Origin of the sequence: Oceanirhabdus seepicola (genome assembly GCF_023684385.1) — a bacterium.
Lineage (GTDB): Bacteria > Bacillota > Clostridia > Clostridiales > Clostridiaceae > Oceanirhabdus > Oceanirhabdus seepicola.
Genome location: NZ_JAGSOJ010000002.1, coordinates 1,208,757 through 1,225,860 on the forward strand (window position 1 = coordinate 1,208,757; position 17,104 = coordinate 1,225,860).

Below are 17,104 nucleotides of genomic sequence, written 5' to 3' on the forward strand. Positions count from 1 at the left end.
TTTCGAACAGAAATCTCTTTGAGGAATTTCAATAATAAGATTCTTTGAACTATAAAGGGTTACTCATTTCAAATTGTTAAACATAGCACTTAAATATAATATTTTATCTCAAGATAAAATGAGTAAACCCTCTGGTTTCATACCAAATAAAATTAAAATTTCACAGAGTGAAATGTCAATCGTTGTCAACTGTCCACTGTCCACTCTCCACTAAAGCACGCAGCGCGAGCTTATTAGCTCCATGAATCCTCAAAGCGATTTAACAATTCAAAGTCGTTCTGTAAGTAATGGGAAGGACTTTGATGCAGTGAGTATTTTATACTTTCACCCTTGTCGGGTATTCTTGGAATGTTTAAAACCTCACCAAGATTAGATAATGTAAGATTTCTTGAAGAATATTTATAGAACTCATCTTCAATCACCTTTAGCATATTCATAGAATTTTCAAGACACTCCTTGGAAAAATCAAATATGCTATTTTTTGAAGCATCCCTTATGAAGAAAGGGAAAGTATAAGGCAGAATCATATTTATTGATGGTATAAGGTTTCTTGTAGGAGGATTCCCACGCCAAAGTGCATCTCCACCTAAGTATGGGTAAAGATTACTTTCGTTAAACCATATCCTAAGTCTAGGGATAAAGTAAACACTTCTGACTTCTCTATTTTGCATATCCATAAGGTCTTTACCTCTACCTGAGAGTATACCAACCAGTACATTTTTTATTTTTAAATTATTTTTATTTAATAAAGGATCTAAAGCTTGCATTCTGTATCCCTTATGCAGAAGGTTATCTACAAGGATAACATCTCTTTTAAAAGATTGTATCATTTTAACCTGATTTTCCATTGATAGATAATATGGGAATTCTACAATATTGAAAGATTTTGTATCAGGTGAAAATAATTTCTCAATGTGAAGAGATTTTGTTACAGTGTTAGGAACAACATATCTATCTAGAATATCACCATAAGGAACACACATATCATTCCCAAGTTTACGAGGAACCGAAACCTCTGTAGGAACAGCGTTTTCTTCACATATAAGTTTAATCAATGATTGAGACATTAACTCATAATCAAAAGATAATAATAGATTTCCGGGATAAAGTTTTGTTAATGAGTTCAAAAGAGTATATCTATTATTTTTTATCACATTTTTTACTTTATGATTACTTCTGTATGGTTCTTTTATAACTTTATCTATATCTAGATTTATTACAACTGGATTACTCATATCAACAGATAAAACATTAACTTCAGGATTTTCGTGAGGTACTTCCACAAAGCCACTAAGGTTTAACCAATTTAATATTTCTTTGTTTTTTGTAATATTTGAGCTATCTTCGAATATGGCATACTCATAATCTTTTGCAACAGCAAAAGCCAAAGTTTCAGATATCAAAGTTTGATAAAGATTAATGGAGGTTTCCACCTCATTAACATAAAGACCACTTATATGAATGGTTCTTCCTGTAGCTTTTGATCTAAGATAGTTGCAGATTGTAGTGTCATGTAGCTCATTATAATAATTTGTTGATCTTAACCAGTAGAAGGTTGAAAAGGCTAAAATCTTATCATTTACTTTGTCTTTAAGGATAACCATTTTTGTAGATTCTTTATGGCGAAAAGCAAGTAAGAAATCAATAATATTGGTATCATTATTTACATTGAATTTCTGTGAGATACTTTTTATGTGTTTATCGGTTATATCCTCATGATGTATAACATCTATCCATGATGGATTAATAGATGATTTATTAAGAGGTTCTCTTTGATAGAATCCATTTTCATATATATATCTTTCTGCTACAGGGTTAATAAGCTTTGATATATCTCTATTTTGATCTATACAAGTTCTTATCTGAGTTGAACTTATATTTTGGAATTTTGATGATAAACTCAAAATTGATACATCATTTTTTATTGTTTTTATTGCTTCTTGGAGTTCCTTTTTTTTACCACGGGTAAAAATTATATGAGGAAAAGTTTGTATAGAATCTCCATCTAAATCTTTTTTGTAGCTTGATGCATTAATAATAACATCGCTACCAGCCACCATATAAACCTCAGACTCAGGAAATAATCTTTTAAGCTTTTTGAGATCAATAGGATTTGCTATGTTAATCTGAATATCACCAGGGAATAAGAAGATATTAAGTTCATCTGCGATAGACATATTTATAATCTTCTTCCTAAGAAGATTAGGAAGAGTTCTCTTTGACCAAGAAAATTCATCTACAGCAAGATATACTTCAAAACCATCATCACTTATTGCTCTTGCAATTTCCTTGTGACTTAAAGTAAAAGGATCAAATGTCCCAGGGAAAAATGCAATTTTTTTAGGAATTTCTATGTGTAAATTCCCTTTTAAATGAGTGAAATCCGAAATAAACCTATATATATGATTCAAGGCTGCAGAATTTGAGAGGAATAGTAAACGATCCTCATTTGTTTGTGTAATAAGAGTAAGTGTTTTTTTCCCTATTAGAGTGAAGGCTGTTTCTTTTTCCTCAAGAGTCAGATGAGAGGATGAGAAAATATCCCTACCTATAACACCAATTGCAGCTTGATTAACTTTTGTACTATAATCACCAAGGCCATTTAATAATATTCCTAACATGTCATTAAGACGTTTGGTATGGTTTTTGGATAAATCCTTGAACCTTAAATAGTATTGGGGATAATATGATAATGATACACCTATAGTTTTCAATATTAGAGTCTTAAGATTATTATTCGATTTCTTGATTTTAAAAACCTGATCCTCGATAATTTCATTAAGTTCCTTTGGTGGAAGGTATAAAATAATTTGACCAAGGTATAAAGGAATATATTCTGTAAAGTGTTGTCCTTCTATTTCAAGAGCTCTCAGGAGTTCAACTGCAATTTCATTTCGTTTTGAAAGAGAGAGGGCGGGCATGATTTTTAAAAGTGCCATTCCAGCTCTTGTTCGTACACTCTCAACTTCGCTTACTTTGAGAATATTACAAAAATGCATTGCAGTCTGCAGGGATTCACTTGAGTTATCAAGAACATATTCAACTAAAAGATCAATCTGATTTTTTTTAACAATCCAATTTGTAGCACTTTTAAGGTTACTAAGAAAAATATCACCAATATTTTCTTTGTCAAGAGTGCAGTATTCGTTATATCTATCTGCATGATCAATAATATCAAGCTTAAAACATATATATCTTAGTAACATATTCTCAGCAGGTGATTTCATTGTTTTAGGAAGACTATGGATATAGTCTAAAAGACCATCAATGAAGAAATTACTTGATATTTTATCAATCAATGTTTTCGTGGTTTCAAGTGCAGCAATCCGTAAAGTAGAATTTCTTTTTTTAAGCATATGAAGAACATAAGAAAGTATGACTTTAACACTTTCATCTTCGTCGTTCATAGGTATATACTTAGCAGCCTCAAGAAGATATAATTGACTCTCCATGTTAATTGTGTTATTAATAACATAATATTGAGCTATAACATCACGGTATTTATTAACCATATTTTCCTGTGAATTCTTAAACAATGAATTAATGGTTATTCTAGTACTGTATCCAATCCACTTTTTATGAAGGGGAATAGATTGACGTCTAGGATGAACCATCATATTGATATAGTATTTTAAAAGATCTACACTTTTACTTTCATTAAGAATTACTGAATCTGCTGGGATCTCTTTTCTATAGTCTTGATCATAATAAGCAATAAGCATACCCATTATAGAAGCACATTTTCTTCTTATATCATCCTCAGAATGCGTAAGTTGACGAAAGAGAAATTCAAGAGTTTGTTTTTTCTGTTTCTGTGTAAGATATGTGGAGTATTCCTTTATAGCTCTCAGATACTCACGTAAATTTTTCCAATCCTTTTCGCTTCTTGCACGTTCAAGAACTAAATCAAGAGAGTGGTTATCTCTTAAAAGATGCATAAGGTTTATATTATGGTTTATTGCATTAAATTTTAGTCCTTGAATTATATTATTACCATGAAGTAATGCGTAATTTGGAGTAGTAACTTTTGAAGAATATATTGGGGCGCAATCTACGTTCGTTTCAATGCCAATAGAACATAGAAAATCTTCAAAATCTTTTAATTTTGCGTAGACTTTTCGATATCTTTTTTCTTTAGCTTCATCAAGATTTTCGAGTTTTTCCAGTATAACATTAAAAGAATCTTCCAAGGAATATATATGCATTTTTCTATCTTTGTTTTTCACTCTAAAATCAGAATAAATTAGAATTAATGATTCAAGAGAAAGGTTCTCAAGCTCAAGATCCCAGGTGGAATGATTTACAGCAATGTTTCTAATGAAATTTATATTGAACTTCTTAAACCACACATCTGTATAGTAATAATGTAAATGGGGAACTCTTTTAATCTCCAGTCCTTTACAACCATATTTACCTATATCATGACCAGCTGCGGCACCAGAAACCCTTCCAAGGTCAATAGGAAAATCCTTATGCTTAAGTTGATGACTTATAAACATAGCTACATAATGGACACCGCAAATATGATCAAGGGTGTTGTATCCTTGATATTCTTGGCTCAATTTCATCATTTCATATATATAATCATTCTTAAATGCAGTAATTAATTTCTTATATTCCTCTTTATATTCTAAAGAATTAATCTCATCAACTGTTAAGAAGGTTAATGGATAGTTACATTTAAAACTATCACAATTTGAATGACGTTCTTCATCTGAGAGTATTCTCAATAATTTCAGATAAAGTTCACAGCATATATCGTACTCAGCAGATAATTCCATTTGAACTGCAGAGGGAAAGGATTTATGTAGAGCATAGTTAAATAGATACTCAAGCCAGTTTTCAGGAGGTGTAATAGGTGAAATATCATTCATTATACTTTCGCACAAAGAAAGTATATTTTTGCATGAATAACGTTTGTTTTTGATTATGGTATTAAGGTTAGATTTAAAAGTTATGCTTTTTAATCTAGTTTCAATCTTATACATATCAGCACTATTATTCTTAAGCCATTTAGAACTCAATAAAGAGCGCTTTATTTTTTTGTAAATTACATCATATTGATTACCCAAAGTAAACCTCCTAACTAAATTATATAATATATACTTATATTATATAATTTATCCTAAACTAATCAAACATATTGAAAAAAAATACTCTTATACAATCAATGTATAAGAGTCAGGCGTTGAATTATGAATTTTTTATCAAGCAAATTTATGAAAAATTATTAGTCATCAGAGTCTACAAGAAAATCTTGAAAACCATATATGTACTCGCTAATTTGAAAAAGATTCTCATATGGATAGCTATTTTTCATAGTTATCATATCCTTAGGATATTTTCCGTCCCATAAGTACACAGTAAGAAAATCATCATCATAAACATCAATAACATATTTTTCATCATCAATTTTTATAATATATTTGAATAATGGTTTTTTATTGGAAAGCTCATAGTCTCCTTCAAAAGTATGATTCTCAAAGGTTTTAATAGATGAAATAACAGATTTCTTATGTTCATCTGGTAGACTTATATATTTGTAGTAATTAGTGATCAAGAGACTAATTTCAGTATTATTGAGAGTTTCATTTTCAAGGTCTAATTCATAACATAAGCGATTTATGTAATAATTCTTTGATGGTTTTTCATAATGATGGTAGACTTTAAAATATAATAGTGATAAAAAGCAAAGTAATATTATTGGTAATAGTAAGATAGATCTGGCCTTCAAGGTAGTGCCTCCTTTATAAGTCGCTTCTTTGACTAGTTATTTATTTTAACTTACCTAATTACTTTAAACATATTATAAAAGCTGATAAAATATTACTATACGTAACAATAATTACACAGTAAATTTACATTTTAATTAAAGGTTTTTTTGGTTTTAATACGTATATAGAATATAAGGACAAACTATAGGTATGGAGGAACGTTATGAAAAAAGCATTAAAGGGTATTTTATTTGGAGTTGTATTGAGTTTGAGTTTAAATATTTCAGTATATGCTGCTGGAGATAAACTTATTGATAAGAATAAAATTTGGAAAGTAAAATTTTCAAATGAAGTAGATGTAAGCACTGTAGAAGGTAAAGTTTACGTTGTTGATGAGAGTGGAAAAAAGACACATTTAGATGGTGCAGTTGGAGAAAAGAGTAATGAAGTTTTATTTCTTCCACCTGAAAATGGATACAAATCAGGAGAAAAATATATATTACATATAGAAGCAGGTGTAAAATCACGAGGTGGTAAAAGTTTAGGGGACAAGTACTCTATGCATTTTAATGTTAAGGAAGAAGCAGACATTCCAGGAGAGAACTATGATGCAGTAATTGTAGATCTTATTCAATATGATTATGATGATAATCTTATTAAGGTCAGTAATGGATATATGATAGATGATAAAATTATAGGAAAGATTGATTTAATGCAGAATACATCAAAACTAGAAATTGATTTTAAAAATGGTGATTTAGAGAGAGTAGATAACATTATTAATTGGAATAACCAATATAAGTTATTCACATTTAGATATAATGAGAAGGGATTTCAAAGTATACAGAGTAAAAATTCTGCTCATATAAACTGGTTGATGGAAAAATTGAATTTAAAAAATGATGATATTATATATGACAATTTGATAGAAAAAAATTCCTTAACAGTAGGGTCGGTTAAAGCAAAACTTTTTAAAGAAGGAGACATTACAACGGTACAAGAGAGAGTAGAAAAATATTATTCTAGCCAAAAGGTTGGAAAGAATACTCTCAATGCAGAAAAAATCTATTTAGACAGGGATAGAGAAGGAAAAAAAATAAACACTTATATTACATTTGATAAGAAGAACTCTAAAGAGATTCTGAGGGCTATGGATGATAATAATCAAGAGTTCGATGTAATAAAACAGTGGATTGCAAGAGTTAATAATTATGTTAAAAATAATTTCTTAGAATACACAGCTGAAGGTAAGGTGATTTTAACCTTAGATGAGCAAGATGTTATGTTTTACTTTGAAGTGAGTAATGTTTATTATGATGCTAGAAGTGGTAATTATTATCCAAAGGAACCTTTCATAACGCATATTAATATTAATTCACAGGATTATTTCATTATAAGAAAATAAGAGAGGTATTGAGAGTTTATTTGAAGAAAAAATGAGTAACCATTTATTGAATCTTTAATATAATGATAAGAGAATTCAAAATGGAGGAATCTCATGAAAATTAGCAAAATAGTTATTAAAGATATTGAAATAATTCTCAGTGATGAACAAATCCATGAAGAACATGAACATAAGTGTGAGTGTTCAAAAAGCGAAGACAGTTTGCTTAATTCATTAGGTAGTATGGTTGAAGTTTTCAGTGAAACAATCACAGATTACTTAAAAGAAGAGCTTAGTGGGAAAAAAAAAGTTAAAAAAGAAGAAGTAAAAGAAAAGATGAATGATGCAGAGGAAAAACCTTCTAAAGTCCAAGAGATACCAATAATAAAAGAGATAAAGATGAAAGAGGAAGATAAATCACTTCTTGAAAAATCCGAACCTAAAGAGATTAAAGAAGAAAAGGTTGAAAAAAAGGAAGAAGTTTTAAAAACTGAAAATAAAGAGAAGACTGATGAAAAGAAAGAAGATCAGAGAAAGAAGCTTCTTAATAATATCAATCCTTCTAGCGATCTAAATGATTTTATAAATAAAATACTTAATAATATGCCCGATAAATAAAAATAAAAAAAGTTGAGAGTGGACAATGGACGACGATAGAGGCTTTTGCTTTAAGGCAAAAGCTACATTCTCAACTCTCAACTTTTTTTAAAAGGTTTTTAAGTGCACGCATTGCGTGCTTTTTTAATTATGAAGAGTTTAAGCTTTAGTATAGATTAGCATAAAAAAGTATGATAAAATATTTGTGTATTTCGAAAATCGAAATAAACTTGAAGGGAGAGGTTATAATGAGTGATTTAAGTATTAAGGATATCAAAAATCCTAAAATCATAAGAGAAAAGAATCTAAGAAATTTTGTTCTATATGGTATTTTCCTTACAATATCCATGAATCTCTTTAATCCATTCATAGGTAAATTTTTATATAGGCTAGGTGGAACAGATAATCATATTACCTTATATAAGTCTTTACCAGGCATAATAGCAGTTATAACCACACTTCCAGGGTTGTTTTTGATAAACAAATCCAAAAATAAGAAAAAAATGATGATGGGGTTTATATTTGCAAGTAGGTTTATGGTATTTCTTATGGCTGCAATACCTTTTCTACCTAAAGAGGTACAACCTATTTCTCTTGTTTTAATAATTACTCTTAGGTATTTACCGGAATCTATAGGGAATACTGCTGTTCAGAGTTTCACGGGAGATGTGTTTAGTAGCAAGGATAGGGCTACTGCTATATCATCAAAAAATAGATATTCTGTAATTGCTCAACTATTAGTTTCCTTGGCAATGTTTATTCTCTTAAGTATATTACCCGATGATAGTAAAACGATGATATTGCTGTATCAGGTACTATTCTGTATCTCTTTTGGCATAGCAATCTTTGAGATAATATCATTTAGTAAGCTTAAAGAATTGGATAATAATGAAGTACTAAAGAATAATAAAGAAATAGATAATGATAAGACCACATATATTATGAATTTTATTAAGACTTTTTTTACGGTTAATAAGAAGAATAGAGAGTTTTATATCTTTGCAGGATGTTCTCTTATATTTCACTTTGGATGGCAGATGGGATGGCCTTTGTTTGAGATATATCAGTTGAAATTCTTGGGAGCAACAGAGAGGTGGCTTATTATATTTGGTGTAATATCAAGCGTTGTTATGTTCTTTGGATATAAGTTCTGGAATAAACAGATACATGTCCATGGTAATAACAGAATTATCGCAATTGCAACATGTGGTATGGCAGCAACACCAATACTGTATGCATTATCTCCAAATCTATATGTTCTAGCAGGAGCTAACATTGTTACTGGACTATTTACTTCCGGAACTGTGACTGTTATTTTAAGTACCATGCTCGAAGCGGCACCAGAAGAAAATAGACTTATATATATTGGAATACATGCCACATTGACAAGTATTACACTGGCTATAGCACCTCATGTTGGAAACTTTTTTTATCATAGATTTAGCATATATATAGCGTTATTTATATGTGGAGGGTTCAGACTCTTAGGAAGTATGAGCTTTTTTATAAGAAATAAAAATATGAGCAAAAAGTAAAAAGTGACTAAAAAAGTAGAATTAAGGGGTTTTGTAAGAATTGCTAAAATATGTTATGATATATCCAAGAAAGGAGGTATAAACATATGAATAATGAAATTGTAATTTACTGCGATAGTAGTTGTGATTTGACTGTTCAGGAATATAAGGATTTTAATATTAAATTGATCCCTTTAATAACTACTGTTAAGGGAAAAGACTACTTTGATAGAGTTGAGTTACAGCCAAGTGAATTCTATGAAATGCTAAAAGAGGATGGAGTTGTTCCAAAGACGACAATGATTAATCCGCAGCGATTTATAGAGGAATTTAAAGAAGATATGGAAAACCAGAAGAAGATTATCTTTTTATCAATATCAAGTGGAATAAGTAGTAGTTATAATTCAGCAGAAGTTGCAAAAGAGATGACTGAGTATGAAGATTTACATGTTATTGATACAATAGGGGCATCTGTTGGAGCTGGCTTGTTGCTTAGAAAAGCTGTAGAGATGAGAGATAATAATAATACAGTAGAAGAGATTATTGATGAAATTACATTTATGAAGAATAAAATGGAATACCTTTTTTGTCCAGGTTCATTGGAAATGTTAAAAAGAGGTGGTAGAATATCTTCTACAAAAGCAGCCATAGGAACTATTTTGAGTATTAAACCTATTTGTCATTTCGATAAAGGTTATATAAAAATGTTCTCCAAAATTAGAGGAGAAAAAGCACTTATTAAATTTTATATTAAATTCTTAGAAGATAACGGATATAACCCTAATTACAGATTTGCAATAGGACATGCTAATAATATGAAACTTGTTAACGCTTTGAAAGAAGCAATTAAAGAACATTTTGGAATAGATAATATAATAGTAGGAGAAATCGGAGCTGTTATAGGAAGTCATACAGGTGAAGGCACTATAACATTATGCTTTGTTGGGAAGTAATGTTTGGCACGCAATGCGTGCCTTTTTTAATGAAAAGATTTTATATATTCATATGTTTGGTAATGTTTATCAAAATATTGTAATATTGGTACTAATATTATATAATTTCAATAGGGATTTACAATATTTTTGACTTGAGAGGAGTTTTACATGGAAAAAAAGAGAGTGAGGATTTTATCTTTAAGGGAAATGTTTGATAAAATCTTTGATATTCATAGAAAGACAATTGGTTGCTCATTGCCATATATAATTTTAATGCAGATTATAATGGGAATTGTCATGTTTTTTTGCATGATGATATTGCTAGTACCAATTATGTCAATGGGGTTTATTTATGATGGCATTGAAGGTATAAGTGGGTTAATAGTTATTATGTTTATATTAATGATTATACTAATAATTATATTTTCATTTATGAGCCAAAATCTACTTTCAGCGGGCCTTATTAAAATTGGATCTGATGGTTATTTTGGTAATAAAACAAAATTTGGTAAGGCTATAAGTTTTGCATTTAGTAAGTTTGGAAAAATATTCGGTGTATCTTTTGCAGAGACAATTACATTAGGGGCATGGTTATCTCCAGTATTAATTTTAGGATATATTATTGGTAGAAATAGTTTTTTACAAAATAAATATCTAATACACGATAAAATTGATACATTTAATCAACCAAAGCTTATTATAGCGGCTATGATTATTCTTATAATTATTAGTGCACTTATAATAGTAGTGTTTATCACATTGTACGCACTTGCTATTCCGGTGGTGCTTTACGAAGATATTGGTATGTTTAAAGCAATGAAAAGAAGCCGAATGTTAGTTAAGGAGCGTTTTTGGGGAGTTATGGGAAGAAAATTACTTGTTGGATTAGTTGTTCAAGGAGTGAGTACATCTCTAATAAGCATATTAGGAATAATAGGGGCTGTGGCAATGTTCTTATTGAGAAATTCAATGACATCTGAAAGTGTACTAAGTTTTGCCCTTGTTATGGGAAATCTATTAAGATATCCAGTACAAATATTACTAGCAAGTTGTATTACACCAATAACGGCTATATTCACATTAGTTCTTTATTATAATATTAAATTTGAAAAAGAAGGATATGATTTTGAGGTAAATCTTTTCTTCATGGATAAGGAAAAAGGAAGTATTGAAAATGTTCAGTAAAGTAATTATGAATTTAAGCGATAAAGAGATTTTCAATGAAGCTATGGATAAAGTAATCAATAGCTATGAACATAGGGGGTTAAGATTTAATCCTATGAATTGGATTAAGGATCTTCTCAATAGCATAATTGAAAAGATTATGAATTTCATATTAAAAAGAGGCACCCTTGGGATTAAGAGTTCAGAGAGTGCAAAAGGATTATCAGTAGCTCTAATCAGTATTGCTGTTATCATAGTGATCTGTCTTATGTGTATAGTTATATATAAGATGAAAAAGAGAGTGAAAGGAAATATAGATATACACTCAATTCTTGGGGAAGAAATAGATGAAAATACCACATATGATATTCTCAAAGAAAAAATGAACGAATATGAAAAACTAGGAGAGTTTAGACAAGCTGTACGAATTATGTTTATAGCCATAATATTTAGAATGCATGAAGAAGGTATGCTTACATTGGAAGAGTGTAAAACCAATAAGGAAATATATGAAAATTTAAAGAAAAGCAATGTAGATTTTATAGATGAATTTAGAGAACTTTCTAATGTGTTCAATGAAGTTTGGTATGGTTATAAAATAAATAAAGATAAATTTACAAAATGGAAAGAGCTTGGAGAAAAAATCGAGAATGAGGTAGAGTTATATGAAAAGGATAAAGCGTAAAGAGTATTGGTCTTTAATTATACTCATACCAGCATTTCTGATTTTAGTATTTTTTTTCGGAAAGGTAAGTGGAGAAGGCGGGGTAAGATACTCAGTATTCAATAGAGGTAGGAGTGGAAGTAGTGTATTCTTCAAGACTTTAAAAGCGTTAGATAAGGAAGTGCTTTTTACTGTAGAAGATATTGAAACTAATATTTCAACTAATCAGATTATATTTTATGATGTGCACAAAAAACAATACTATCCTATTTATGATGAAGCATTTTATGATATGCTCTTAGAAAAAAAAGCAGTTTTCACACTTGCTGCTGAAGACATAGAGATATATGTTGATAAATTTGAGAGTGAATATAATACAGATTGGGATGAAGAAGAAGTATTTGAAATAAATGATAATACAAAGGCATATAGGTTCATGAAAGATGAAGGGGAAATAATTTTTATTGAATCTAGAGCACTTTTAAATCTGTTTTTATTGGAGAATAAAGAGGGTGCATATTGGCTGTATGATATTTTTAGAAAGAATAAAAGAAGTATCACATTTAATGAAAAGGGATTAATGGGGAATAGTGATGAAAGAAATCTATGGACCGATTTGCCTGCTAATGTGAAGATAATATGTATTCAAATTTTATTTGTTCTAATTGCCTATATGATACTAAAGGGTAGAAGGTTTGGAAAAGGTGTTCCTTACGTTGAAGAATTGGAAAGAGTAGAGAATGAATACGTGATTTCTTGTGCAGGTATTTTCCAAAAGAATAAGAATTGGGATATTGTGTATGAGGGATATTTTAGGAACTTCCTTCAAAATGCACTTGGATATTTTGGAAAAGGGCGAGAAGGAGATCTTGATATAATCTATGATATATGGCAGTTAAAAGAGATTGAAGGAGAAGATAAATTAAAGAAATTAATTAATATAAATAATGAGATTAAAGGTATGTCAAATAAAGATATTAAGAAGAATAAAAAGAAATATTTTGAAGCAATAAACATATTAGAAAAATTGAACTTCATCATTGATAGAAGGAGAGAAGAAGCGTGGAAAAGATAACAAACAATGAGATGATAGATAATATAAAAAAGGAACTATCAAAAGCTATAGTTGAGCAGGAAAAAGTGGTTGAGCTAGTTCTTACTGCATTATTATGTAATGGGCATGTTCTATTAGAAGGTGTTCCCGGATTAGCTAAAACATTAACAATAAAAGCACTTGGAAAGACTATGGGATTAGATTTTAAACGAATTCAGTTTACTCCTGATTTAATGCCATCTGATGTTACTGGTACAAATATATATAATGTGAGTAAAAAAGAGTTTGAAATGGTTAAAGGGCCTGTGTTTACAAATCTTCTTTTAGGAGATGAGATAAATAGAACACCGCCTAAAACTCAGTCAGGATTACTAGAAGCAATGGAAGAAGGGGCAGTAACTATAGAAGGAAAAACAGAGATTCTGCAAAAACCTTTTATTGTTTTTGCAACTCAAAATCCTATTGAATATGAAGGTACATATCCACTTCCAGAAGCCTTATTAGATAGATTCTTATTCAAGATTAAAGTGGAGTATTTATCAGAGAATGGTGAAATTGAAATACTTAGAAGATATCATAAAGGGTTCAAGAGTGTTGATCTTGATAAAGCCGGTCTTGAACAGATTTGTACAAGGGAAGAGGTCTTAGAACTTCAAAAGAGTGTTGAAAATATTAAGGTGGAAGAGGGCTTATTTGAGTACATCGTAAAGATTATTAGTGCTACAAGAGAAAATGGCTATATAGAAATGGGAAGTAGTCCAAGAGGAGCTATTGCAATGCTTCAGGCAAGTAAAGCTTATGCACTTATTCAAAACAGAGACTTTGTTATTCCTGAGGATATTAAATATGTTGCATATCCTGTATTGAGACATAGAATTATTGTTAAAGCTGAATATGAGATGGAAGGTATGACTTCAGAAGCTGTGATAGAAAATATTCTTTCTTCTGTTAAAGTTCCAAGGTAGAGAGTGGGGATTTTATGATTGTTACTAAAAGATTTGTGTTTTTTGAAGGGATGATAGCTGTTACATTATTTTTGCTATCATTTATTGTAGATGTGGTAAGTATATTTTTACTATTAAATATAATTCTTATTATTGCTTATGTTATTGATTATACTATATCAAATACTATTGCAGATTTAAGTGTTGAGAGGGTAGGAAGAGATAAGCTTTCCATATATGAGGAAGAGAAAATTGAATTATCTGTAGAGAACAAAATAAAAACTAATCTTTTTGTTGAGATAAAAGGTGAAAAGTTGAAACCCTATTTTATCTGTGAAAATTCATATATGTCAGGACAATTAAAAGGAAGGGAAAGACGTACGTTTCAGTATGTTGTAGTACCACAGAAAAGAGGGGCATATAAGTTTTCAAATCTATCAATTAGAATTACAGGAAAGCTTGGACTTTGTAAAAAGCAATATAATATTGAGATGGAAAGAGAGTATAAGGTCTATCCTAACCTGAAGGATATGAGAAGATATAGAATAATGGCCATGAATAATAAAAACTTTAAAGGTGGAAAGCGACCACTGAGAATAATTGGTCAGGGAAGAGAATTTGATAGTTTAAGAGAATATGTCTCTGGAGATGAATATAGAAAGATAAATTGGAAAGCTACTGCTAGAGAAAACAAACCAATAATGAATCAGTATGACATAGAAAAAAATCAAAATGTCTATATAATGATTGATTGTGGAAGACCTATGAGTTATACCATAGGAGGATATAATAAACTGGAACTAGCATTAAGTTCGGGACTATTATTGGTAGATATAGCCAACTCAAAAGAGGATAAAACAGGAGTCTTAACTTTTAACAAATCTGTTGAGAGTTTTGTTCAAGCTGGAAAAGGAAGTTCTCATAGAAACAAGATAATGGACACTTTATATCATATTGAGGCAACTAGAGATACATCAAATTATGAAGAGGCCTTTTTATTCATGAAGAATAAAGAGAAGAGAAGAAGTTTAATAGTTATCTATACGGATTTTAATACATTACAAGAAGGGGAATACATGCTTAAAAGGCTATCCATTCTTGCAAAAAGAAATATAGTTATGGTGATAACTATGAAGGACGAGAAATTACACAGTTTTAAGGATATGAAGGCTAAGAGCAATAAAGATATATTCACTAAAGGGACAGCATTAGAGTTCCTTAAGGAGAGAGAAGCAATAATCAAAAAACTGAATTCAAGAGGGATAATATGCATGGAATGCGACGTTGATTCCTTGAATATGGACGTTATTAATAGATATATTATGATAAAGAATAGAGGAGCTCTTTAGAAGAAATGGAGAATGGATAATGTAGAATGATGGACATTTCTCTTCGAAAAATTTTAATTTTGTTATTCCTTAGACAATAAATGGCTACTCGTTTCACTAGGATGAAACATTGTAATTTGAATACAATATTTTATGAGGTGAGAACATGAAAAAAAGTGAGATTAAGGAATTAGTTAAAAGTGCCGCAGAAAATAATAATGTTATTAATGTTGATTTTCGCTTTGATTCAAACTATTGTAATTTTATTCCATTGAGTTTGAATGATAAACTATTTCTTGTAATTAATGAATATGATTTCATTTTTGATGGATATAGTATATATAGGTTTAAAGACTTGATAAAAATAAAGATAAAGAATGATATGTGCGATAAAATTTTAAAAAGTGAGGGATTAACATCTAACATTATTGTTCCGAATATTGATATTTCTGGTTGGAAATCTGTTTTTGAAAGCTTAAAGAATATGAATAGAAACATAATTGTTGAAAAGCAAACTATTGACGGTGAGAATGATGAATTTGTTATAGGAAGAATTGAAAAGATTTATAAAAATTTTGCTTACGTATGGAATTTTGACGCCGACGGTGAATGGGATGATAGTCCCATAAAGATTCCATATTCTCAAATAACAAATATAACTTTTGGAAGCAGATATGTGGATACATTTTCAAAATACATACATGAGCCACCCTTTAATGAGTAAAACTATTTAATTTAAAGAACAATAAAATAAAGCTTCTGCCATAAAGCAGAAGCATCCATCGTTCACCACTATCAATTTTCAACTCTCAACTTCTTTTGTTTTTTTAGGTGTGGTAGTAAAAAGTACAAACCTAAAATCACAGCAGTCATTAATGCAAAGAGAAGTTTAGTCTCTGGGGAAATACGAAGAGGAGTGAAGAATCCTTCAATAATTCCTGCGATGACCAATAAGAAGCAAACGCCACCGAGTAGAGAGGCACCCTGTATGCAACCTTTTATAATGGAATCTTTTCTTTTAAGTTCTCCTGGATTAATTATTGATTTTCCAATGAGTAACCCTGCACCACCAGCTATAAAGATGGCAGTTAATTCTATGATTCCATGAGGAAGTATTAAGGACCAGAAATTTAGGTTGTTATTTTGCAAAAATACAAGTGCTGCTAGGGAACCTAGTAGAGTTCCGTTCATGAATAACACATAAATTGTACCTATACCAAGGGTTATACCGAAAACAAATGCTTTGAAAGATACTGTTATGTTATTTAGCATAATAAAACTGGACATCATAGGGGCGTTCCAATCAGCTCCGCTACCTAGATCTTGTGACATAGCATCTACATATTCAGCTGGAAGGAAGTAAGATGCTGAAGATTTATCGGAATAAACCATCAAGAAACTTATTATAAAGCCTAAAAAGAAAACAAAGGTAGATATTAAAATCATTTTTCTATGTTCTTTTAGTAGAGCTGGAAATTTTCTTGTAAAATATTGAAGTAACTCCTTTAAAGAACTTCTTTTTACTGAGTAAATATAATTATGGGATCGACCAATAAGTGAATTTAAGTAATTGGTTAATTCACAAGAGCCATAATGTGTTTTAGAATATGAAAGGTTATGGCTTGTCAATTGAAAAAGATGAAGAAAGTCTTTAACTTCTTGAGAATCAAGAGATTTAAATCCTTTTTTCTGAATTTTTTCAGTAAGTATTGATAGTTTATCCCAATCAGGCCTATGTATATTGATGAAATTTTCTTTTTTCATATAGGGTCACCTCTTTTATGAATGTTATATTTTTAAATCTTT

At 30.0% G+C, this 17,104-nt stretch carries 13 protein-coding genes; 10 read left to right on the forward strand and 3 right to left on the reverse strand.

The annotated features are described in order from the left end of the window. Positions 1-233: 233 nt before the first annotated feature. Together KDK92_RS13005 and KDK92_RS13010 are read right to left on the reverse strand one after the other, a co-directional pair. The gene (locus tag KDK92_RS13005; protein WP_250859738.1) at positions 234-5,072 is read right to left on the reverse strand and encodes a nicotinate-nicotinamide nucleotide adenylyltransferase; all 4,839 of its coding nucleotides are present in this window, start codon (positions 5,070-5,072) and stop codon (positions 234-236) included. A gap of 158 nt (positions 5,073-5,230) precedes the next feature. Continuing rightward, a complete protein-coding gene (locus KDK92_RS13010) occupies positions 5,231-5,734 on the reverse strand; it encodes a DUF4883 family protein (RefSeq protein WP_250859739.1) in 504 nt (167 codons plus the stop codon). 203 nt (positions 5,735-5,937) lie between these two features. Here KDK92_RS13010 and KDK92_RS13015 point away from each other — a divergent pair, with 203 nt between their 5' ends. From KDK92_RS13015 to KDK92_RS13060, 10 genes are all read left to right on the forward strand, one after another. Further along, positions 5,938-7,119: an Ig-like domain-containing protein gene (locus KDK92_RS13015; RefSeq protein ID WP_250859740.1), complete on the forward strand. Its 1,182-nt coding sequence runs from the start codon at positions 5,938-5,940 to the stop codon at positions 7,117-7,119. A 93-nt stretch (positions 7,120-7,212) separates the two neighbouring features. Further along, on the forward strand, positions 7,213-7,716 hold the full coding sequence (locus tag KDK92_RS13020) for a hypothetical protein (protein ID WP_250859741.1): 504 nt from the start codon (positions 7,213-7,215) through the stop codon (positions 7,714-7,716). Between the two features lie 227 nt (positions 7,717-7,943). Continuing rightward, on the forward strand, positions 7,944-9,230 hold the full coding sequence (locus KDK92_RS13025) for an MFS transporter (protein WP_250859742.1): 1,287 nt from the start codon (positions 7,944-7,946) through the stop codon (positions 9,228-9,230). An 86-nt stretch (positions 9,231-9,316) separates the two neighbouring features. Continuing rightward, positions 9,317-10,162, forward strand: coding sequence for a DegV family protein (locus KDK92_RS13030; protein WP_250859743.1), 846 nt, complete (start codon positions 9,317-9,319; stop codon positions 10,160-10,162). Between the two features lie 150 nt (positions 10,163-10,312). After that, complete coding sequence (locus KDK92_RS13035) at positions 10,313-11,329, forward strand: hypothetical protein (protein ID WP_250859744.1); 1,017 nt, start codon at positions 10,313-10,315, stop codon at positions 11,327-11,329. Continuing rightward, entirely contained in the window at positions 11,319-11,993 is a 675-nt protein-coding gene (locus KDK92_RS13040; protein ID WP_250859745.1) for a hypothetical protein, read from the forward strand. The genes KDK92_RS13035 and KDK92_RS13040 overlap by 11 nt, the downstream gene beginning before the upstream one ends. Next, a complete protein-coding gene (locus KDK92_RS13045) occupies positions 11,974-13,047 on the forward strand; it encodes a hypothetical protein (protein ID WP_250859746.1) in 1,074 nt (357 codons plus the stop codon). Before KDK92_RS13040 ends, KDK92_RS13045 begins: the two co-directional genes overlap by 20 nt. Then, positions 13,035-13,991 (forward strand): AAA family ATPase, encoded by a 957-nt coding sequence (locus KDK92_RS13050; RefSeq protein WP_250859747.1) that lies wholly within the window; start codon positions 13,035-13,037, stop codon positions 13,989-13,991. Before KDK92_RS13045 ends, KDK92_RS13050 begins: the two co-directional genes overlap by 13 nt. Before the next feature lie 14 nt (positions 13,992-14,005). Further along, on the forward strand, positions 14,006-15,319 hold the full coding sequence (locus tag KDK92_RS13055) for a DUF58 domain-containing protein (protein WP_250859748.1): 1,314 nt from the start codon (positions 14,006-14,008) through the stop codon (positions 15,317-15,319). A 145-nt stretch (positions 15,320-15,464) separates the two neighbouring features. Continuing rightward, positions 15,465-16,022 (forward strand): hypothetical protein, encoded by a 558-nt coding sequence (locus tag KDK92_RS13060; RefSeq protein ID WP_250859749.1) that lies wholly within the window; start codon positions 15,465-15,467, stop codon positions 16,020-16,022. A gap of 71 nt (positions 16,023-16,093) precedes the next feature. Here the strand turns inward: KDK92_RS13060 and KDK92_RS13065 are convergent, their stop codons facing one another. After that, positions 16,094-17,062 carry a stage II sporulation protein M gene (locus KDK92_RS13065; protein ID WP_250859750.1) on the reverse strand — a complete coding sequence of 323 codons (969 nt, stop codon included), beginning with the start codon at positions 17,060-17,062 and terminating at the stop codon, positions 16,094-16,096. Positions 17,063-17,104 lie beyond the last annotated feature (42 nt).

What these genes read in the sequence shown, in the direction of transcription:
- KDK92_RS13055 (WP_250859748.1), top strand. Translation starts at nt 14,006, where the DNA reads ATGATTGTTACTAAAAGATTTGTGTTTTTTGAAGGGATGATAGCTGTT.
- KDK92_RS13020 (WP_250859741.1), top strand. Translation starts at nt 7,213, where the DNA reads ATGAAAATTAGCAAAATAGTTATTAAAGATATTGAAATAATTCTCAGT.
- KDK92_RS13040 (WP_250859745.1), top strand. Translation starts at nt 11,319, where the DNA reads ATGTTCAGTAAAGTAATTATGAATTTAAGCGATAAAGAGATTTTCAAT.
- KDK92_RS13060 (WP_250859749.1), top strand. Translation starts at nt 15,465, where the DNA reads ATGAAAAAAAGTGAGATTAAGGAATTAGTTAAAAGTGCCGCAGAAAAT.
- KDK92_RS13030 (WP_250859743.1), top strand. Translation starts at nt 9,317, where the DNA reads ATGAATAATGAAATTGTAATTTACTGCGATAGTAGTTGTGATTTGACT.
- KDK92_RS13015 (WP_250859740.1), top strand. Translation starts at nt 5,938, where the DNA reads ATGAAAAAAGCATTAAAGGGTATTTTATTTGGAGTTGTATTGAGTTTG.
- KDK92_RS13035 (WP_250859744.1), top strand. Translation starts at nt 10,313, where the DNA reads ATGGAAAAAAAGAGAGTGAGGATTTTATCTTTAAGGGAAATGTTTGAT.
- KDK92_RS13065 (WP_250859750.1), bottom strand. Translation starts at nt 17,062, where the DNA reads ATGAAAAAAGAAAATTTCATCAATATACATAGGCCTGATTGGGATAAA.
- KDK92_RS13045 (WP_250859746.1), top strand. Translation starts at nt 11,974, where the DNA reads ATGAAAAGGATAAAGCGTAAAGAGTATTGGTCTTTAATTATACTCATA.
- KDK92_RS13025 (WP_250859742.1), top strand. Translation starts at nt 7,944, where the DNA reads ATGAGTGATTTAAGTATTAAGGATATCAAAAATCCTAAAATCATAAGA.